Source organism: Castellaniella sp., from assembly GCF_036379515.1.
Taxonomy (GTDB): domain Bacteria; phylum Pseudomonadota; class Gammaproteobacteria; order Burkholderiales; family Burkholderiaceae_B; genus Castellaniella.
On sequence record NZ_DASVGN010000031.1, the window covers coordinates 90,964 to 110,904 of the forward strand.

Genomic DNA, 19,941 nt, shown 5'->3' on the forward strand with positions numbered 1-19,941 from the left:
TGAAAATTTACGGGCTGCCTCCACCTGAACAACAACGGCAGGAATACCTGCCCCCTCATTCAAATATCGACAGGATTCACTAACATGAGCAAGATCATCGGGATCGACCTGGGCACGACCAATAGCTGCGTCGCCGTGCTGGATGGGTCCAAGGTCCGCATTATCGAAAACTCCGAGGGCGCACGCACCACGCCTTCCATCATCGCCTACATGCAGGATGGCGAGATCCTGGTCGGTGCACCAGCCAAGCGTCAGGCAGTCACCAACCCGCAAAACACCATTTACGCCGCCAAGCGCCTGATCGGCCGCAAGTACGACGAAAAGTACGTGCAAAAAGACATCAGCCTGATGCCGTTCAAGATCGTCAAGGCCGATAACGGTGATGCATGGGTCGAAGCCCAGGACAAAAAGCTGGCGCCTCCCCAGGTGTCCGCCGAAGTGCTGCGCAAGATGAAAAAGACGGCCGAAGACTATTTGGGCGAAGAAGTCACCGAGGCTGTGATCACGGTACCGGCCTACTTCAACGACAGCCAGCGGCAGGCCACCAAGGATGCCGGACGGATTGCCGGGCTGGAAGTCAAACGCATCATCAACGAGCCCACCGCCGCAGCCTTGGCCTTTGGCCTGGACAAATCCGAGCGCGGCGATCGCAAGATTGCGGTCTATGACCTTGGGGGTGGTACCTTCGACGTGTCCATCATCGAAATTGCCGATGTGGATGGCGACAAGCAGTTTGAAGTGCTGTCGACCAACGGCGACACGTTCTTGGGCGGTGAAGACTTCGACCGGCGCATCATCGACTACATCATCACCGAGTTCAAGAAAGAATCCGGCACGGATCTGTCCAAGGATGTACTGGCGCTGCAACGCCTGAAAGAAGCCGCTGAAAAGGCCAAGATCGAACTCTCGTCCACGCAGCAGACCGAGATCAATCTGCCGTATATCACGGCCGATGCCTCGGGTCCCAAGCACTTGAACCTGAAGATCACGCGTTCCAAGCTCGAAGCCCTGGTCGAGGACCTGGTCGAGCGCACCATCGAGCCGTGCCGCATCGCCATCAAGGACGCTGGCATCAAGGTGTCCGACATCGACGACGTGATTCTCGTGGGCGGCATGAGCCGCATGCCCAAGGTGCAGGACAAGGTCAAGGAGTTCTTTGGCCGCGACCCGCGCAAGGACGTGAATCCCGACGAAGCCGTGGCAGCCGGTGCAGCCATCCAGGGCTCCGTGCTCTCGGGTGATCGCAAAGACGTGCTGCTGCTGGACGTGACCCCTCTGTCCCTTGGGATTGAAACCCTGGGCGGTGTCATGACCAAGATGATCAAGAAGAACACGACGATCCCGACACGGTTCTCGCAAGTGTTTTCCACGGCTGACGACAATCAGCCGGCAGTGACCATCAAGGTCTATCAGGGTGAGCGCGAAGTGGCCGCAGGCAACAAGGCGCTGGGTGAATTCAATCTGGAAGGCATTCCGCCGTCACCGCGTGGCCTGCCGCAGATCGAGGTGACCTTCGACATCGATGCCAATGGCATTTTGCATGTGTCAGCCAAAGACAAAGGCACGGGCAAGGAAAACAAGATCACGATCAAGGCAAGTTCTGGCCTGAGCGAAGACGAGATCGAACGCATGGTGAAGGACGCCGAGGCGAATGCCGAGGAGGATCACCGCGTGGCCGAGCTTGCACAGGCACGCAATCAGGCCGATGGTCTGGTGCACGCCACCCGCAAGTCGCTCAGTGAATATGGCGACAAGCTCGAAGCTTCCGAGAAAGAAGCCATCGAGGCTGCCGTCAAGGAACTGGAAGAAGCTGCGCGCGGGGACGACAAGGCGGCGATCGAAGCCAAGGTTGAAGCGTTGTCGACGGCCTCGCAAAAGCTGGGCGAGAAGATGTATGCCGACATGCAGGCCAAGCAGGCTGCAGAAGGTGCTGCGGGTGCAGCACCTGACGCGGCAGCGGCGCCAGCACAGGATGATGTTGTGGACGCGGACTTCAAGGAAGTCAAGCGCGACTGACGAGGGAGTCTGCATTCAGAGGCGCCATACGCGCGTTTGGATGCAGTCCCCAACGTTTCGCACCTGCCCGGTGCCGGCTGTAAGCCGGCCCGGGCTTGTGCCCTTTAATCAGCAGCGCATCAAGCGGGTAATCGATATTCATGGCAAAACGAGATTTTTACGAGATTCTGGGCGTCGCCAAGAACGCGTCGGATGATGACATCCGCAAGGCCTACCGCAAGCTGGCCATGAAGTACCACCCGGATCGCAACCCTGGCAGCAAAGAGGCCGAGGACAAATTCAAAGAGGTCAAAGAGGCCTACGAGATGTTGTCCGACTCAGAAAAACGGGCTGCTTACGACCGCTTTGGTCATGCAGGAGTGGACCCGAATGCTGCGGGTGCAGGCATGGGCGGTGCCGGGGGCTTTGCGGACGCGTTTGGCGATATTTTCGGTGAAATCTTCGGTGGCGCGGGTGGCCGGCGTGCAGGCGGTGGACCGCAGGTCTACCGCGGTGCAGATTTGAAATATTCGCTGGAAATCAGCCTCGAACAGGCCGCCAACGGTTTCGATACCGAGATCCGCATTCCCAGCTGGGACCCCTGTGGTACCTGCCACGGCACGGGGGCCAAGGCCGGGACCAAGCCGCGGACCTGCCACACCTGCGGTGGGAGCGGCGCGGTACGCATGCAGCAGGGCTTTTTCAGTGTGCAGCAGACCTGCCCTACGTGTCATGGCACAGGCCAGGAAATCACCGACCCTTGCCCCGAGTGTGATGGGGTGGGACGCATCCGTAAGAACAAGACCCTGCAGGTGAAAATCCCGGCAGGGATTGACGATGGCATGCGCATTCGTTCCTCCGGAAACGGTGAACCCGGCGTCAATGGTGGTCCTGCAGGCGATCTCTATGTCGAGATCCGGATCAAGCCCCATGGGATCTTCCAGCGCGACGGTGAAGATTTGCACTGCGAGCTCACTATCCCGTTTACCAAGGCAGCGCTGGGTGGTGTGCAAGAGGTGCCCACGTTGTCCGGACGGGGCGAGATCACGATCCCTGAAGGGACCCAGACTGGCAAGACCTTCCGCTTGCGCGGCAAGGGCATCAAAGGTGTGCGGTCAAGCTATCCGGGTGATTTGTATTGTCACGTGTCGGTCGAGACGCCAGTGCGCTTGAACGACGAACAAAAGGCGTTGCTGCGTCAGTTCGAGACGTCGCTGAGCAGTGGCGGTGATCGCCACTCGCCCAAGAGCGAATCATGGACTGATAAGGTCAAGAGCTTTTTCTCCTGAACCGCTTGCACCTCAAGTCGTACATTGCCCTCCGGATATTCTGGAGGGCAATGTGTTTACCGGTGGTCGTGTACCGGCGCAGCAGCCACTGCAACGGTTAGTTGGTCGGGCTTGATCGTGTCGTGCAGTGCCTTGTTCACCTCGCCGGCCGTGAGTGCCTTGAGCTGCGTGATGATGTGAGTCTGCCACGCGAAGCTGCGTCCGGTATGTAGATAGTCGCTCCAGCGGCTGCTCAGGTAAGCGTCACTCGAGCGTCCCAGTTGCAAGTAGTTCAGCAATGACTTCACGCCTTGGTCCACCTGCGCCTGCGTGAATCCCGTCTGGATTGCCGCCGCGATCGTGTCTTGCATGGCGCGCTCCAAGGCTGGGGCGTTCTGCGGCGCCATGCTGGCAAAGAAAACCCAACTGCCTGAGGGCTCCCAGGATGAGACGCTCAGGTTGCTGCCCACGCTGTAAGACAGGCCGTCCTTGACGCGCACCCGTTGCCACAGGCGTGAGTCCTCCGATCCCCCCAGCAAATAGTTGGCAAGCATCAGCGCCGGCCAGCGAGGATCCGTATCCTGCAGCTTGACGGGCAGAATCGCCCGGTAGTTCGCATTGGATTTCCCTGGAGTAGGAATATGGAACACCTTGGGTTTCATGGCGTACCAGGGGTCTGGGATCCGCTGATAGGCGGGCGCCGACTGCCAACCCTTGAGGTCTGCCTTCAGGTGCGTGGTGACGGCGGAGACGTCAAAGTCACCCACGACGGACAGCGTGATGTTGCCGGCACCATAGAATTTGGCGTGAAATTGCCGTAATGCGTCGGCAGTCAGCGCCTTGGCCCAGGCCAGTGTCTGTTCGGGGGTCGAGGTATAACGGATGTCGTCTGGTTTCCAGGGCTGGTCGTAGCGGTCCAGCGCGTTGCGCACCAAAAAGCTGGGGTTTGAGGCTTGGTTTTCGACGTTCACCATCAGGCTGCGTTGAATTTTGGCGAGTTCGGCGTCAGGGAAATCCGCCTCGCGCAGCAAATGGAACGTGAGGTCCAGCAGATTCGGAAACTGGGTCCGGTTGCTGCTCAACACCGCCGTGACGACGTTGCCTTCGCCACTGAACGACAGCTCTGAATCGAGCGTGTTGAGCTTGTCGTCGATCTGTTGGCGGGTCATGTCGGGTGTTCCGCGTGTCAGCATCGCTGCCGTGACTTCAGGAATCAGGTTCAGACCCTTGAACTGATCTACCGAACCGAAGCGCAGCTGCAAGACCGCGTGCACACGTTCCCCGGCCGCTGGTTTCGGTAGTAGCGCAAGCGACACCGGGCCGTTTTCGAGCTTCAGCGTGCTGCGTTGGGTGGCGGTGTCGATCGCCTGCGGGCTGGTGTCAAAGGCGGCCACTGCCGGGCGCTTCGTTCCCGTCTTGAGCTTCTTGAGCCAGTCCGTGAGGTCGGCGGCCGGCGCTGTTGGTGCGTATTTTGGGTTGGCGGTGGGCAGGTACTGGCCACTGGTTCGGTTGCTGGCCAGCAGCCAGGCCTGCAGCTGTGTCTGGACATCCTTGAGCGTTAGAGCTTGCACGCGCAGCTTCTTGATGAAAAAGAGCCGCCAATCGCCCTGCGCCACGCCGTCCGACAGTGCGTCGGCGAGGTCTGCCGACTGGTTGTAAGTCTGCTTCCATTGGTTCAGCCAAGCTGTGCGGGCGCGGGTCAGTGACGCTTCATCCAGCTTGGACACGCCACTGGCCTCGAGCGTGGTTTCGAGCGCGTGAAGTGCCGTAGGGACGTCGGTGCCGGGTTGCAACTGAGCCCCAAAGATGGCGTATCCCGGTTGTTTCATGGGGCGTGCGAAGCCAAACACGTTGCTGGCCTCTCCACTTTGCACGAGGGCCTGGTAGAGAGGCCCGGAAGGACTATCCGACAGCATGTCGCTGCCGATCGACAGCGCGGCAAAACTGTCGCTCGCAGCCTCTGGAATATGGTACTGCGCCACGATGATGGGGCTTCCTCCAGCGCGGCGCAGTGTGACAGCGCGGGCGCCTTGTTGCACCGGTTCGACGGTGTATTGCTTGGGCAGCACGCGCTCAGGCTTCGCCATGGGCCCAAAGTCGCCGGCGATCCACTGCAGCACTTGGCTGGGTTGGAAATTCCCGGTGACGATGAGCACCGCGTTGTCAGGCTGGTAGAAACGATGGTAGAAGGCGCGCAGTTGCGCTACGTCCACGTGCTCCACATCTGAGCGCGCTCCTACGACGGCTCTGCCATAGGGGTGCCAGACGTAGGCTGCGGCGTCCGTTTGTTGCAGAAGTGTATTGAATGGGCTGTTGTCGTCGCGCTCCATTTCGTTGCGGACTACGGGCATTTCCGCATTGAGGTCCGCCTTGGTGATGGAGGAATTCAGCATGGCGTCCGCCTGCCATCCCAGGAACCATTGCAGCGTCTGGGGATTGCTGGCGAAGGTAGCGTAGAAGTTGGTCAGGTCGGTCGTGGTCGAGCCGTTGGCCGCCAGTCCTCGCTTGGCAAATTCGGCCAGCGCATTCGGGTGCTTGGGCGTGCCCCGGAACAGCAGGTGTTCCAGCAAGTGAGCCATGCCGGTCTCGCCAGGCCCTTCGTTGCTGGAGCCCACCTTGTAGCTCATGTTGACGGTGGTCTGTGCGCGGGAGTCGTCCGGTGCCAGCAGCACGGTGAGGCCATTGTCCAGCTTGTATTCCGTCACCCCCTGGATGAGGACGACTTCCTGGATGCCTTTGGGAAGAGGCGTTGCTGCAGTGGGGGTCGCAGCCGGCTTTGTGGCGGTGGCAGCGGGCGGTGTGGCATCCGGCTTTGCTTGTGGCTTGGCCTGGGCAAGGCCTGGGAGAGTCAGGAGAGAGGCCAGGATCAGGAGAAAAGTCTTGATACGTATCATGGAGTACAGGCTCGTGAGGTTCCAACCGGGTGGACGTCACCGTTAATGTAGCGTTCAGGCGCGGTTCGTGCCGAGCAGATCCCAAAGGGACGAAGCCTGTTAGACGGGTGGGCCGGTGCTTAGTTCCAGCACGATAGACGGGCAGGCCGCTTCCCCGATAAGATCGCAGGGATGGAAATCCGTCAATTGCGCTATTTCGTTTGCGTGGTGGAGCAGGGCAGTCTGGGCCGGGCCGCCCGAGAATTGAATCTGGTGACCTCTGCCTTGAGTCAGCAGATCAGTCGGCTGGAGTCCGAGCTTTCCACCCGATTGTTGCAGCGTACACGCACCGGTGCCGTTCCCACCGACGCGGGTATTGCATTCTTTCGGCAGGCGCAACTGGCTTTGCGCAATATCGACGAAGCAGCGCGTGCTGCTCGCCAGGCGCGTCTTTCGGGTTACGTCAGTGTCGGCCTGGCGCCGACGACGGCCTCGGTGATGGGGCTGCCCTTGGTGCGCGCCATGCGTGAGCGCTACCCGGACGTGCGTTTTCATCTGGTCGAGGCCCTGTCGGGGCATTTGGCGTCCATGCTCAACGCGCGTCAGTTGGACCTTGCGATCCTTTTCAACGACGAAGCGGCCCATAAGTGGAGCGTGACACCGTTGCTCGATGAGGCACTCTATGTGATTGCCGTGCCTGGTTTCCCCGGCTTTCCGCAGGGCCAGACAGCGACCCTGTCCAGCCTTTCTGGCTTGCCGCTTGCCATGCCCACGCGCCTGCATGGTCTGCGCAATGTGCTGACGTCGGCCGCAGATCATGCTTCGCTGGGCCTGAACGTCACCCTGGAGATCGATTCTCTGGCCATGCTGATGGACGTCGTGGGCGCAGGCTTGATTGCCACGATTCAACCCGGGGCCGCTATTCGCCGGATGCCCTCCGCCAGCCTGCGGATGGCGCAGATTTCCGATGCGGGCTTGTCGCGTCGCAATTTGCTCGCCAGTTTGTCCGACGATGAGCTGTCGCCCGCCGCCCTTGCCGCGCGAGTGGTCATGCGTGACGTGGTGCGCACGCTGGTCGCGGGTGGCGAGTGGGTGGGAGCCACTAGCCTTCACGATTCGTGAAGATGTCTTGCGGAATGTGTCTCTAGCGCCGGTCTGTATCCGCTCGTATGCTGGGGGTATTCCACTCCTGGGTGACGGACATGCTCGATGTGCTGGTTATAGGAGGCGGCAACGCCGCCTTGTGCGCTGCGTTGATGGCGCGTGAGGCGGGCGCCAGCGTGCTGGTGCTGGAATCTTCGCCCAAGGTATGGCGGGGGGGGAACTCGTCGCACACGCGTAATCTGCGTTGCATGCACGATGGGCCTCAGGACGTGCTGGTTGAGGCCTATCCCGAGGAAGAGTTCTGGCAGGATCTGTTGAAGGTCACGGGTGGCAAAACCAATGAGCAACTCGCCAGGATTGCCATTCAGGCCTCGTCTACGTGTCGGCCGTGGATGCGCAAGCATGGCGTGCGCTTTCAGCCGCCCTTGTCAGGTGCGTTGCACGTGGCGCGTACCAACGCATTTTTTCTGGGAGGCGGCAAGGCGCTGGTCAATGCCTATTACCGTAGCGCCGAGTCCCTGGGTGTTCAGATTCGCTACGAATCTCCCGTCACGCGGCTGGAACTCAAGGGAGCTCATTTCTGTGCCGCCTGGGTGGGTGACGAGCGTATCACGGCCCGCGCGTGTGTGGTGGCGGCTGGCGGCTTTGAATCCAACCGTGAATGGTTGCGCGAGGCCTGGGGTCAAAATGAGGCGGGCGAGTGGCCCGCCGATAATTTTCTGATTCGGGGCACGCGCTTCAATCAGGGTGTCCTGCTGAAAGACTTGCTCGGCCAGGGTGCCGATCGCATCGGTGATCCGACCCAGTGCCATTCTGTTGCCATCGACGCGCGCGCCCCGCTTTATGACGGTGGTATTTGTACCCGCATCGACTGTGTGTCTCTGGGCCTGGTGGTGAACCGTGAGGGTCACCGGTTTTACGACGAAGGCGAGGATTTTTGGCCCAAGCGTTATGCCATCTGGGGACGTCTTGTGGCGCGGCAACCGGGACAGATTGCCTATTCGATCATTGACCGCAAGGCCGTCGGGCACTTCATGCCACCCGTCTTCAAAGGAGACCAGGCGAACACCTTCGAAGAATTGGCACAGCAGGTGGGCCTGGACCCCGCCGTGTTTGCGTCCACCGTCAAAGAGTACAACCGGGCCTGCCGGGTGGGGAGCTTCAACCACCAGGTGCTGGATGACTGTCACACCGAGGGCCTGACCCCGTCCAAGACACATTGGGCTCGTCCTCTGGATACGCCTCCTTTTTATGCATACGCCTTGCGTCCAGGCATTACTTTCACCTACCTTGGCGTTCGGGTTGACGAGCAGGCTGCCGTGCATTTCGGTGGCGCGCCCAGCGACAATTTGTATGCGGCGGGCGAGGTCATGGCGGGCAACGTGCTGGGACAGGGATACACCGCCGGCGTGGGCATGAGCATTGGTACGGCATTTGGCCGCATTGCAGGCACTCAGGCGGCAGCGGCAGCACTCGGCCGCACCGCTTCGCTGGCCGCATAAGGAAAATCGATGGATACCCTTCAGGACCTCACGAATTTGACGCATGATGCCGTCTCGACGCTGATGCTTTCTCCGGAAGAAGAGGAAGTCCAGCGCGTCATGACGATCTGCAACGCCTGTCGCTATTGCGAAGGATACTGCGCCGTGTTTCCAGCCATGACGCGTTTGCTGGAGTTCAACAAGGCCGATATCCACTATCTGGCCAACGTCTGTTTCAATTGCGGCGCCTGCCTGCATTCGTGCCAGTATGCTCCCCCTCACGAGTTTGGGGTCAACGTGCCGCAGGCCATGGCGGCGGTCCGCCCCAAGACGTATGCCGAGTTTGCCTGGCCACGCGCGCTGGGGAAGCTCTATGAGCGGGCAGGCTTGACCATGGCACTGGCGACGGCGGGTGGTTTGGCGCTCTTCCTGGTGCTGGTGCTGCTGGTCAATCAGGGGTCTTGGCTCAATGCTCCCCTGGCCGGCAATTTTTACGCGATTTTCCCGCACAATCTGCTGGTCGTGATGTTCGGTGTCGTCTTCCTGTACGCCATCGTGTCGCTGGGTGTAGGCGTCACTTCTTTCTGGAGGATGATCTCTCCGGGAGCAGTGCCACACGCGACGTTGAGCATCGCGGGCCTGCAGGCAACCGGCAACGTGGTCACGCTGAAGTACCTCGACGGCGGGCATGGTCTGGGCTGCAACGACGAGGATGATCGCTTTACCCTGCGGCGACGCGTGTTCCATCACTTCACCTTCTACGGTTTCGTGTGTTGTTTCATCGCGACCTCGTTGGGGACGATCTATCACTACTTTCTGAACGATCCAGCTCCCTATCCTTTCTTCAGCGCGCCAGTCCTGTTTGGCACCGTGGGCGGCATCGGCCTTTTGATAGGGCCGGCCGGGTTGCTGTGGCTCAATGTCCACCGCAACCCGCAGCATCAGGTCAAGGCTCAGGAGCCTATGGACCGCGGCTTCATCGCCTTGCTGCTGCTGGTGAGCCTCACGGGTCTCGCCTTGTTGATGTGGCGCGACACGCCTGCGATGGGCCTGCTGCTGGCGATCCATCTGGGTGCCGTCATGGGATTCTTTCTGACAATGCCCTATGGAAAGTTCGCGCACGGGATCTTTCGGTCTGCGGCTCTGCTGAAAAATGCGGTGGACAAGCGCATGGATGCAAAAGCCACCGCTACGGCCTGACGGCTGGCGGTCATTGGCAGAATTTCGGCGGGTCGCTGCGCAGATCCACGGCGCCTCGATCGCTGGACCAGAGCGCATCGCCGGCCGTACAGGGCGGACGCAGCCGGTACGCGGGTCCCCAGGCGGTAGTCTCGATCTCGTCTGCGTACGCGCCAGGCGGCGCTGCGGATGCAATGAGGGGCTCGGAGCGGCTCCGGGGACTTTTCTCGGCGGTGGTCAGCAGCTGCGCCGTGCGGGCGAGCGACACACGCCAGCAGCTCCCGGTCTCCTGTTTCCGCACGCCCATGAGCCCGCGCAACGCGCAAGCCGCCATCAGGTAGCCCGTGGCCTGGTCGAGCGCCTGGACGGGGAGGGGGCAGGGTCGAGGCTCTCTATCGCGCCATGCAATCCCGGTGCTCATCTGCACCAGGCTGTCAAAGCCACGCCTCATCCACCAAGGTCCGCTCCAGCCCCAGGCCGACAGGCAGACGTCGACGAGGCCGGGCCGCAGGGCCTGACGCGTGGCGGTGTCGAATCCCAGACGGTCCAGCGCGCCAGGCCGCAGGCCGTGGATCAGCACGTCAGCTTGTCCCAGAAGAGCCTGGAATTGGCGGCGGCCTTCGGGCTCACGCAGATCGAGTGCCGCGCAGTGCTTGCCTACCGTGACTTCAGGGACCATGCCGGGTTCGGTCCAGTCAGCAGGGTCCAATCGCAGCACGTCGGCGCCGTAGGCGGCAAGGAAACGCGTGGCAGCGGGCCCAGCCAGCACTCGTGTCAGGTCAAGGACCCGCACCCCTTCCAGGGGGCGTCGGGGATTCGTCCAGGCCGCGCAGGGACGGCCGGATTTCCCACCCGGCGTATGGTGGACTAGCGGTTCGGCCGCAATCGCCCGGCCTTGGGGGTGATCCTTCCAGTCTGCGGGGGATCGCAGTATTGCCGCACATGCCGCCTGTTCGACCAGAGCGTCTTCCAGTGCCTGTGCTCGCCAGAGCCGCACGCGGGCCGCCGTTTCCTCGCGCGATGCTGCTTCAGGCAGATCCAGTACGGCCCGAGCCCTTTGGCGATGGTGGGGCGCATTGGCGTGGATGCGTATCCAGCCATCCTGGGCTCGGTAGTCACCCGTCATGGGAGAACGCACCTTCGGGAGCGTCCAGCCTTCAGGTTTCAGGCTGTAGCCGAACCACCAAGAAGCCTGAAGCCGGTCCAGGTGCACGTCGGGCAGTTGCGGAAGATCCATCCCTTCAGTGAGCAGCAAGGCTGCGCCGCCCACTGTCGCGCAGGCAAGGTCGCTGACCGGGTAAGGGCTGTCGAGCGAGCCGCTGCCGTTGATTCGCAGGCGATCGGCAGTACACAGCGGCAGATCGAGTGCCGCAAGGATCTGTTGCAGCATGATGCGGCCTGTTCCGTAGGACTCGTGCAAGTGTCCTCCCGACGCCGCGTCAGGCGCTTGAATGAATGAGTGGGATGTCGTCGTTCTGAGGATACACCCGGGGGGCTGTCAGGAAACGTGCATGCCTGCCATGCCCATGTAGGCCTCCACCATGCGCGGGTCGGCCAGAAGCTCGCTGGAACTTCCGGTCACCGTGATTTTTCCTTGCTCGACGACGACGGCTCGTTGGGCGAAGCGCAGGGCCGCACGCGCGTTCTGTTCCACGACCAAGATGGTGAGCCCTGATTTGAGCAGACCCGAAAGGGTTGCGTAAAGCTCGGAGATGATCTTGGGGGCGAGCCCTGTAGAGGGTTCGTCCAGGAGCAGCAACTTGGGTTTCCCCATCAATGCGCGCGCAATAGCGACCATCTGTTGTTCACCGCCCGACAGGAGGCCACAGCGCCCGTGGACCAGAGGTTCGAGTTTCGGGAAAATGCGCAGGACTTCTGTGATCCTGCGGGTTCGTTCAGTGCTTGACTCGCGGGCAGCACCCATTTCCAGGTTTTCGCGCACTGACATGTCGGGGAAGAGCTGACGGCCTTCAGGGACGTAGCCTATGCCCAGCTTGCAGCGCCGGTAGGTAGGCAGGTCGGCCAGGGGGTGTGAGCCGAAGGTTACGGATCCCTGTCGCGTTGGAATTTCGCCCATGATGGCACGCAGCAGCGTCGTTTTTCCGGCGCCGTTGGCCCCGACTACGGCGACGGTATCCCCTGTGTTCAGGCGCAGGTCGATGCCAGAGATGACCGGGACCTTGCCGTAGCCGGCTGTGATGGATTCCAGTCGCAGACATTCAGTGGTGGTCGTCATCTTCAACTCTCATAGTCCGCGCCCATGTAGGCGTCGATTACCCTGGGGTCGCGCAATACTTCGTGCGGTGTTCCCTGGGCGATTGTCTTGCCGAAGTCCAACACCTGTGCGCGGGCCGCCAGATCCACGATGGCAGGCAATACGTGCTCGATGGCGACGACGGCACAACCGTCGTTCATTGCTCGACGTAGTGCCGTGTGGACGTGGTTGATTTCCTGTATTGTCATCCCCGCCATGGCCTCGTCGAGCAGCAGGACTTTGGGTTTGAGCGCTAGCGCCCTTGCGATTTCCAATAAGCGTTGCAGGCCTGGTGGCAGTGTGTCAGGTAGCGCGTCCCAGTGTTCGATCAGCCCTGTCTCCCGCAAAACTCGGGCCGCGTTTTGGGTGGCCGCTTTGTGAGATATCTTGCCTGATGATGCGGCGGCCAGGACGGTTTCCCACACCGTCAGCGACGCGAACAGGCGGCTGGACTGAAAGGTCCTCGCCAGTCCGCGCTGGGCCAGGGCATAAGGTTTCATGCCGCGTGTGTCTTGGCCTCTGTACTGCGTGGTTCCAGTTCCAGACAGGTAGTTCGACATAAGGCTGAACAGGGTGCTTTTACCGGCCCCATTAGGGCCAATGATGGCGAGCATTTCTCCCGGGTGCGCTTGCAGACTGACACCGTCCACGGCCTTCACGCCACCGAATCGGATGCCAAGATCTCGGCAGGACAGGACGGCAGTGTGTTGAGGGGTGCCTGTGGGTGGCGTAGCGTCATCGAGTTGGCCGGTCCGAGTGGTTGGTGGAGGGCTCCAGATGGGTACGCGTTGCCACCAGCCCAGTTTCTGGAAAAAGGCCGTGATACCGCCGGGCATCACCACCGCGATGAAGATCGTGAGTGCGCCCAGGATGACCTGCTGTTCGGTCGGAAAGCGCGCCCACAGGAACGTGCCGATCAGGGAAATGAGGATGCCGCCGATGACGGGTCCCCATACGGTGCCGATTCCACCTGCAAGCACCATGAGCACCGTTTGAAGTTCGATGCTGCCGTTGAAGGCGCTGCTGGGGTCCAGGTAGCCTATGTTCCAGACGTACAGTGCACCGCCGATGCCGCCAAATGCCGCACTCAGGCAGAGCGCCTGAAGTTTGGCACGGAAGGTGTGGATGCCAGAAGACTGTGCTGCCAGGTCGTCGTCTCGGGTGGCCATGAGCCGGAGGCCGAGCCGCGATCGGCTGAGAATGTATGTGATGAGAATCCCGCAGGCCGCAACGAGCACCATGACGAGTGCGCTTTCGTTGGGTGACTCTGCAGGCAGCACGGTTGTCCCCATGGGGCCACCCGTGATGGACAGGCTGCTGGCAATGATCTGCAGGATGCGGGCCAGGCCGAACATGCCGAGAGCGAAGAAGATACCGTGCAGTCGAAGCATGATCCAGCCCAGCAGCAGGGCAAGGGCTGCCGTGACGATGGCTGCCAGGATAGCGGCGATGTACCACTCCGCCTCGAGGTGGATCATGGCCAGTGCGGCCACGTAGGCACCAAAGCCAAAGAAGCTCACTTGGCCAAAGGAGACGTAGCCTGCAAAGCCGCTGATGATGTTCCACCCCAGCGACAGCAGGATGAACAGTGCGATCGTGAAGAGGGTTTGGGCGTAGTAGCCGGACCCGTTCAGCGCGACGAGCAGGCCGGCCAGAACCAGCAGGGCCAGAGCGGTTGGCTGGAGAAGCTTGCCTTTCATACGCGTCCCACCTTGCCGAAGAGTCCTTGTGGACGAAAGATCAGAACGCCAATGAACACGATGTAGATGACGGCGCTTGCAGAGTTGGAACCCAGGTAGTATTGAGTGAAGACCTCGGCGATGCCGAGCAGTTCGGCTGCGATCAGGGCGCCCATGTAGTTCCCGAGCCCACCGAGGGCGATGATAGTGAAGGCCTGGATCGTAAGATCACCGCTGCCAGTCGTTTGAAACGGAATTAGCGTGATGACTAGCGAGCCTGCGGCGCCTGCCAGTGCCGCGCCAACGCCGAAACTGATGATACGGATGAGTCGGCCGTTGAGGCTGCAGCAGGCGGCACCCAGCCCTGACTGGGCCGTGGCGCGCACTGATTTTCCGACCATTGTGTGGGTGAGCCACAGGTGCAGCGCCAGCGCCGTGCAGAATGCCAGGATGGATGCTGCAACCAGTGCCTGTGGCAACGCGATGCGGCCGATCTGGAACGATCCCTGCAGAAAGGGCAGCGACTGGAATTGCGAGCCCCAGATGAGGAAGCTCGTGTTAGCGATGACGTATGACAAGCCGAAAGTTGCAAGCAACGTGCGCAGCTCTCCCAACGACCCTTTGACGGGGATGTGTTCCAGGATGAGATACTGGACCGCTACGCCCACCAGAAACAGCAGCCCAGCCGCCAGAGGAAACGCGATGATGGGGGAAATTCCATGGGCCGAGAACAGGGTGAAGGCCAGCAGTCCTCCTACGATGATCATGTCCCCGTGGGCGAGGTTTACGACTTTCATGACGCCATAGATGAGGTTCAGGCCTGTGGCCATGAGCAAGTACACTCCGCCCCACAGAAGCCCCAGAAGTAGCAGGTTGATGATCGTGATCCACATGTCTCGGTCGATCCCTGTAGTGGTGTGAGGTCAGGGCCAGGCTTTCGATGGCCTTTGCCCCGACTCTGGCTTGAGGCTTACTTCCAGCCGCCGTGTGGAAGAATTGGCGCTGCTTCGGCGTCCTCTTTGGGCCAGACCAGTACCTGCTTGCCGTTCTGCCATTGCAGGACGTAGCTCCGGTAGCCCGTCTGCAGTCCCGTGGGGCTCAGCTTGAAGTGCCCGACAACGGTGTCTTCGGACAGTTTGAGCATGGCGTCACGGATCTTGGTCTGATCCAGGCTGCCCACTTCCGTCACTGCCTGGCCGAGCAGTTTCATGCTGGCATAGGCCACCGCTGCATGGTAGTCCGGTTCAACGTTGAATTTATCCTTGAACGACTTGACGAATTCAACGTTGCCCTTGGTGTGCAGGGAAGGAAAGTAGAGCGTGGTACCGAAAATCCCGTTGGCTGCGGACCCGAGCGACTTGTAGAACTCAGGCTCCACGGGCCCGATGCTGAAGGCGAACATCTTGGCGCTCACGTTCTGCGATTTTGCAGCCCGTACGATACCTTCGGCGTCTGCCAGATACGTGGCGCCCACGATCACGTCAGGGTGTGTGTTGCCAGCCTTCAGAACCAGAGCACTGAAATCGGTCGTGCTCGGATCGTAGGATTCCTTGAAGACGATCTTCATGCCGAGCTTCTTGACCTCAGCCTCGATCCCGCCTGCGAGCTGTATTGGAAACTGCGTGTTCTGGATGAGCAGTGCGACCGTCTTGTAGCCTTTGGAGGCCGCCAGATCGAGCGCGGGCGTCATATATTGTGGCGTCTGCGTGATGGCCTGAATCAGGTAGGGGTACTTGCCAGAGTAGTTCTCCACATTGGCCGCCAGAGATGGCATGACTTTCTTGGCGCGATTGACGATGGGGGCCACGGCGGCCGTCAGGTCCGTCTGGTAGGGGCTCACCAGCAGATCCACCTTGTCGTCCGTCAGCAGCTTTTGGTAGAGCTGTACGGCGGTAGAGGGGTTGCCCTGGTCATCATATTTGATCAGGTCCAGCTTGCGCCCCAAGAGGCCGCCCTTCTGGTTGATCTCGTCAATGGCGAGTTGATAGCCCCGGAGTTCGAAAATGGCCGGTGGTGAGTAGGGGCCCGTCTGGGTAATGGAGAGTCCAACCTTGATGTCGGGCTGTGCCGCGTAGGTACTGCCTGCGCCTGCGACGGCCAAGAGCATTGCCCCTGCGATGAGCCTGAAAGGGTGACTACTGGGTGGAACGTCGTGATTGGTGAACATGGTGCCTCCGTGATTGCAGGAGAGTGGAAGCTGGACCTGCTCAGGACCAGCTTCGTGGAGAGTTGCGAGTTGTTTGATACGGCTGAAGAGATCCTCCCGAATGTGAGATGCGGCTGCTGCTCATGGGTGGGTGTTGGCCGAACGGGACGCACGTTCGGCCTGGGTTGCGCGCAGAGTTTTCTCAAGCCCTGCCCGCAAGTCGTATTGGGGTGCGTAGCCGAGTTCGCGGCCGGCCCTGGAAATGTCGAGTGCACCTTTCCTGGCGGTCCGGAACTGTCCACCATGTCGGTACCAGCCAGCTGCTGCATACAGATCCGCCCCTGGAACCAGCTCGCTCACGATGCGCGCGGCGTCAGCGATCGTAGGGGCCTGGCCTGTGGCGATGTGGTAGGCGTCGAAACGGTGGTTGGCCTTGTCCAGCGCGAGCAGTGCCCCGGTCACGGTGTCGTCGATGTACACCTGATCGACGGCCAGGTCACCGCCCTCAGGCAGATGACAGGGCATCCCGTCAAGGGCGGCGTCGATGAAGATCTTCGGGACGCGGGCCCTGGGAAGATCGGGGCCGTAGACCCAGCACGTCCGGATGTTGACGCATTCCAGCCCATAGCGGTCGGCATAGATGCGGCCATAGTGCTCGGCGGCGAGCTTGGTGAGTCCGTAGATACTGTTGGGTTTCTGTGGGTGATCTTCCGTGATGATGTCACTGGTGAAGTCGCCGTAGGTCTCTTCCGTGCTGATGTAGATCAGTCGCTTGACGCCGTGCAGCCGCATGGCTTCCAGGATGTTGATGGTGCCTTCTGTGTTGACTCGCAGGGTCTTGATCGGGAGGTTGGCGGCTGGCGCAACGCCTACGATGGCCGCCGTGTGAATGACGGCTTGCGGTTCGTAGGTGCGGAATGCATCTACGACCTGACTCCATTCGCCGAGATCGGCGACGACCAGGGTCAGCGAGGAGTTTTGCCGCGCCAGCTCGGCGGCCACCGCAGAGAACCCGAGATCGAGTCCAATCACCGCATCCCCACGAGCCAGCAGTGCCTTGACGATGGCGAATCCTAGCCAGCCGCTTGCACCTGTCACGAGAATTTTTTTTGCCATGGTGAAATCTCGTCAGTCGTCCGTAGGCGGGGTTGTGATCACCAGAAACACCAGTGTTTCCGTGCCCGTGCAATGCAGTTCATGTACCACCCCTGGCGGGATGAAGGCGACGTCGTTGGCGTGCACGACGTGCTTTTCACCATCGGTGATCAGCACGCCCTCGCCACTCAGGAAGTGATAGATCTGTTCCTGAACCTTGTGGACGTGGCTTTCCACGAAAGCTCCTGGCTCATAACAGGAAATCCGGTGATCGAAGAATTTGCTGCCGCTCAGCTCCGGTGTGACGATGGCCTTGGAAAGTGCCTGATGGTGATGTCCGGGGTATTCGGTCCAGAATAGTTCTGCAAGATTCCTGACCTTCGCGGGTTTGTGGGAGGTGGCTGACTTGCGGTTGTGAGATGTGGCCATGTGGGTCTCCTTGTTGCATCAGGTGTGATTACAAAAAACCATGTGCGGATATCGACCTGGCGCCGTCGGCTTTGAGGCGGTGGCGAGCGTCAGTTCGTTGGGGCTATTTCGCACCCGGCTCGGTGAGGCCAATGCGGGCCAGCGCTGCATGGCTGGACAGGATGGCGGGGAGAATGTCGGGTGCGATGATTTCCATCAGGATGGGTCCGCAGTAGCCGTGTGCCTGCAGGGCGTCCTTCAGCAGCTCGAAGGGCACGTTCCCCCTGCCGATTGGGTCATGGCGCCACCCGCTGCGAGTTGTGTCTGAGCAGTGCACCAGTTCAATTCTGGTGTTCAGTTCTGCGATACCGGTGGATGGAGATTCTCCGGCGAAGTGCGCGTTGGCCACGTCGTAGCAGGCACATAAGGTGCCGTCATTCATTTCGTCCAGAAACTCCCGGATGTCCCGGCAGTGCGGCAGCGCGGCGAAAGGCACGTTTTCGATGGCCAGCTTTACGCCAAGGTTGCGAGCGAGCGGGATCAGGGCGCCGATCGTGTCACGCAGTATGGCGTGGGATCTGGTGGGGGGGCATGGCAGTAGCGGATTCACCCGCCCAGGTACCGTGACCAGCCGGGGTGCGCCCAGGTCCGCTGCAAGGATCAGAGCCTTCTGGAAGAGCGCGATGGTGTATTCGCGGGTATAGGCGAAGGGGCTGGCGAGATTGGTGTCCAGGCTGGGCAGGTTCAGCGACGTGAAGGACAGCCCTTCTCCTCGCATGTAGGCCTTCAGTTCTCGTCGTTCGCTCTCGGACGCTTCCACGTCCAGGTGGGGCGGGTTGATGACGCCTTCGAACTGACGGTACCCATGAGGTACGAGCTGTTCCAGACACGCTCGGAGTGAATGGCTCCAGATGTAGCCGTAAGTGTTGACGCTGGCGGATTGCATGGTGGACATGAGTGCTGCCTCACTCTTGGGGCGGGTTTGATGCCCGTCTCGTACCGGGTCGCGCGGCTGCCACCAGTTTTCCGGCGCGGCGGCCCGAGACGAAGGCCCAGGCAATGTGATGGCCGTGCCCCTTGAGCAGCAGCCCCCCTTGGCCGGTGGACCCCACAGCGTACAGTCCGTCGATCGGCTGCTCGTGTGCATCCAGGACGCGGTGCGAGGTGTCGACCTTCAGACCACCCTCGTTGTGTACGAAGACCGAGCGCACCGGACCCAGCGCGATGTACGGACCTGTCATGGCCTGGTGCCCTAGCGCCTCCTGCAACAGGGGCTCCCGCATTTTCAGGTGCGATGCTAGTGCCTTGATGGAGTCTGCGCGGGCGTAGATGTCCTTTCGATTGCGAGCATAGTCCGCCAGGTAGGCATAGGCCACTCCTGGCGCGGTTGAGATGAAATCTGGCCAGGCTGAGAACCGCTGCGCAATCTCTTGCCCGAAGATGATCCAGCCACGATTGCCGAGTTCGTCAGCCAGGGCGTAAGCCAGTTTCTTGGGTTCGTCGTGTACGGCCTGACCATTTTGGTTGACGAGGACGGCTCCGGCCTCGAAAAGCGATAGCGAGGGCGCGAGCGCAGTTGTCAGAAACTGCATGAGAAATGGCCGCAGGATCGCCGGCGGCAGATGGCCCATGGACCATTGCATAAAGACGGCCAATGCCCGCCACGGTGGCAAGCGGCGGACCAGGGTTTCTTTCTGAGGTGGGATGAATCGGAGTTCGGGGCCGAGCGCCAGGTCGCCGTTGAGTACCGTAGCACCCAAGGCCTCGGCCATTTTCTGGCCATCACCGGTCGCCGTCATGTTGATGGCCTCGACCTTGGCTTCCCGCGGGCCCATGAAGCGTGCTTTCAGCTCGGGGCTGTTCGTGAAGTCACCGGCGGCCAGAATCACACCATTGATGCCGCGAAAGAGCTGGGTCTGGCCATCGCGTTCGACGCGAGCACCGATGACGCGCCCCTTTTCGGTCACGAGTTCGATGACGCGGGTGTTGCAGCGGATGTCCACTCCGTCCCGCCGTGCACGCTTTTCAAGGTGATAGATGTAGGAGCGCGAATTGGGTAGCACGTTGTGCATGCGCGGCAGCCGGTGTGGTGGCTCCGGCATGGGGCCCATGAATCGGACACCTGAATCCAGCAGCCACTGGAAAGCGGCGGGCACTTCGTCGCACAGGATCTTGCGCAGTGCGTCGTTATCGGGTCTGTCCATGCCGCCCGCGAATTTGGGCATGTCTTCCCAGTGCTGCTGAGGGTTGTCCTCAATGCCCTGGGCTCGCTGGTGTGGAGTCTGGGTTGCCGAGATGGAGCCGATTGACCACGCGGTGGATCCACCCAGACGCGGATTCTTCTCCAGGAGCGTCACCGAGGCACCTGCTTCACGCGCTTCGATGGCGGCGGCGAGCCCCGAGCCACCGCCGCCGATGACGAGTACGTCGAAGACTGCGTCTTTGGGATCGTCAGCCAT

General features: G+C 61.0%; 15 protein-coding genes. 5 read left to right on the forward strand and 10 right to left on the reverse strand.

From position 1 onward, the window contains the following. The first annotated feature begins 84 nt into the window (after nucleotides 1-84). On the forward strand, nucleotides 85-2,016 hold the full coding sequence (gene dnaK, locus VF285_RS10595; RefSeq protein WP_346952587.1) for a molecular chaperone DnaK: 1,932 nt from the start codon (nucleotides 85-87) through the stop codon (nucleotides 2,014-2,016). Nucleotides 2,017-2,156: 140 nt separating this feature from the next. Further along, nucleotides 2,157-3,284: a molecular chaperone DnaJ gene (gene dnaJ / locus VF285_RS10600; RefSeq protein WP_346952588.1), complete on the forward strand. Its 1,128-nt coding sequence runs from the start codon at nucleotides 2,157-2,159 to the stop codon at nucleotides 3,282-3,284. Nucleotides 3,285-3,340: 56 nt separating this feature from the next. On the opposite strand, the gene VF285_RS10605 is transcribed toward dnaJ, so the two are convergent. Next, nucleotides 3,341-6,157, reverse strand: a complete 2,817-nt coding sequence (locus VF285_RS10605; protein WP_346952589.1) for a pitrilysin family protein — start codon at nucleotides 6,155-6,157, stop codon at nucleotides 3,341-3,343. Between the two features lie 171 nt (nucleotides 6,158-6,328). Between VF285_RS10605 and VF285_RS10610 the strand changes: the two genes are divergently transcribed. The 3 genes from VF285_RS10610 to tcuB all read left to right on the forward strand — a co-directional run bounded on the left by VF285_RS10610 (nucleotide 6,329) and on the right by tcuB (nucleotide 9,921). Beyond that, nucleotides 6,329-7,258 carry a LysR family transcriptional regulator gene (locus VF285_RS10610; protein ID WP_346952590.1) on the forward strand — a complete coding sequence of 310 codons (930 nt, stop codon included), beginning with the start codon at nucleotides 6,329-6,331 and terminating at the stop codon, nucleotides 7,256-7,258. 80 nt (nucleotides 7,259-7,338) lie between these two features. After that, nucleotides 7,339-8,742 carry an FAD-dependent tricarballylate dehydrogenase TcuA gene (tcuA, locus tag VF285_RS10615; RefSeq protein ID WP_346952707.1) on the forward strand — a complete coding sequence of 468 codons (1,404 nt, stop codon included), beginning with the start codon at nucleotides 7,339-7,341 and terminating at the stop codon, nucleotides 8,740-8,742. Between the two features lie 9 nt (nucleotides 8,743-8,751). Next, nucleotides 8,752-9,921, forward strand: a complete 1,170-nt coding sequence (gene tcuB, locus VF285_RS10620; RefSeq protein WP_346952591.1) for a tricarballylate utilization 4Fe-4S protein TcuB — start codon at nucleotides 8,752-8,754, stop codon at nucleotides 9,919-9,921. 10 nt (nucleotides 9,922-9,931) lie between these two features. Here the strand turns inward: tcuB and VF285_RS10625 are convergent, their stop codons facing one another. The 9 genes from VF285_RS10625 to VF285_RS10665 all read right to left on the reverse strand — a co-directional run bounded on the left by VF285_RS10625 (nucleotide 9,932) and on the right by VF285_RS10665 (nucleotide 19,941). Further along, nucleotides 9,932-11,290 (reverse strand): CoA transferase, encoded by a 1,359-nt coding sequence (locus VF285_RS10625; RefSeq protein WP_346952592.1) that lies wholly within the window; start codon nucleotides 11,288-11,290, stop codon nucleotides 9,932-9,934. A gap of 108 nt (nucleotides 11,291-11,398) precedes the next feature. Next, the gene (locus VF285_RS10630; protein WP_346952593.1) at nucleotides 11,399-12,136 is read right to left on the reverse strand and encodes an ABC transporter ATP-binding protein; all 738 of its coding nucleotides are present in this window, start codon (nucleotides 12,134-12,136) and stop codon (nucleotides 11,399-11,401) included. 2 nt (nucleotides 12,137-12,138) lie between these two features. Then, nucleotides 12,139-13,854 (reverse strand): branched-chain amino acid ABC transporter ATP-binding protein/permease, encoded by a 1,716-nt coding sequence (locus VF285_RS10635; RefSeq protein ID WP_346952594.1) that lies wholly within the window; start codon nucleotides 13,852-13,854, stop codon nucleotides 12,139-12,141. After that, nucleotides 13,851-14,726: a branched-chain amino acid ABC transporter permease gene (locus tag VF285_RS10640; RefSeq protein WP_346952595.1), complete on the reverse strand. Its 876-nt coding sequence runs from the start codon at nucleotides 14,724-14,726 to the stop codon at nucleotides 13,851-13,853. The genes VF285_RS10635 and VF285_RS10640 overlap by 4 nt, the downstream gene beginning before the upstream one ends. Nucleotides 14,727-14,803: 77 nt before the next feature. Further along, nucleotides 14,804-16,000 (reverse strand): amino acid ABC transporter substrate-binding protein, encoded by a 1,197-nt coding sequence (locus tag VF285_RS10645; protein ID WP_346952596.1) that lies wholly within the window; start codon nucleotides 15,998-16,000, stop codon nucleotides 14,804-14,806. A gap of 120 nt (nucleotides 16,001-16,120) precedes the next feature. Then, nucleotides 16,121-17,095: an NAD(P)-dependent oxidoreductase gene (locus VF285_RS10650; protein WP_346952597.1), complete on the reverse strand. Its 975-nt coding sequence runs from the start codon at nucleotides 17,093-17,095 to the stop codon at nucleotides 16,121-16,123. Between the two features lie 12 nt (nucleotides 17,096-17,107). Further along, the gene (locus VF285_RS10655; protein WP_346952598.1) at nucleotides 17,108-17,503 is read right to left on the reverse strand and encodes a cupin domain-containing protein; all 396 of its coding nucleotides are present in this window, start codon (nucleotides 17,501-17,503) and stop codon (nucleotides 17,108-17,110) included. A gap of 103 nt (nucleotides 17,504-17,606) precedes the next feature. Further along, entirely contained in the window at nucleotides 17,607-18,437 is an 831-nt protein-coding gene (locus VF285_RS10660; protein WP_346952599.1) for a sugar phosphate isomerase/epimerase family protein, read from the reverse strand. A 10-nt stretch (nucleotides 18,438-18,447) separates the two neighbouring features. Next, complete coding sequence (locus tag VF285_RS10665; protein ID WP_346952600.1) at nucleotides 18,448-19,941, reverse strand: FAD-dependent oxidoreductase; 1,494 nt, start codon at nucleotides 19,939-19,941, stop codon at nucleotides 18,448-18,450.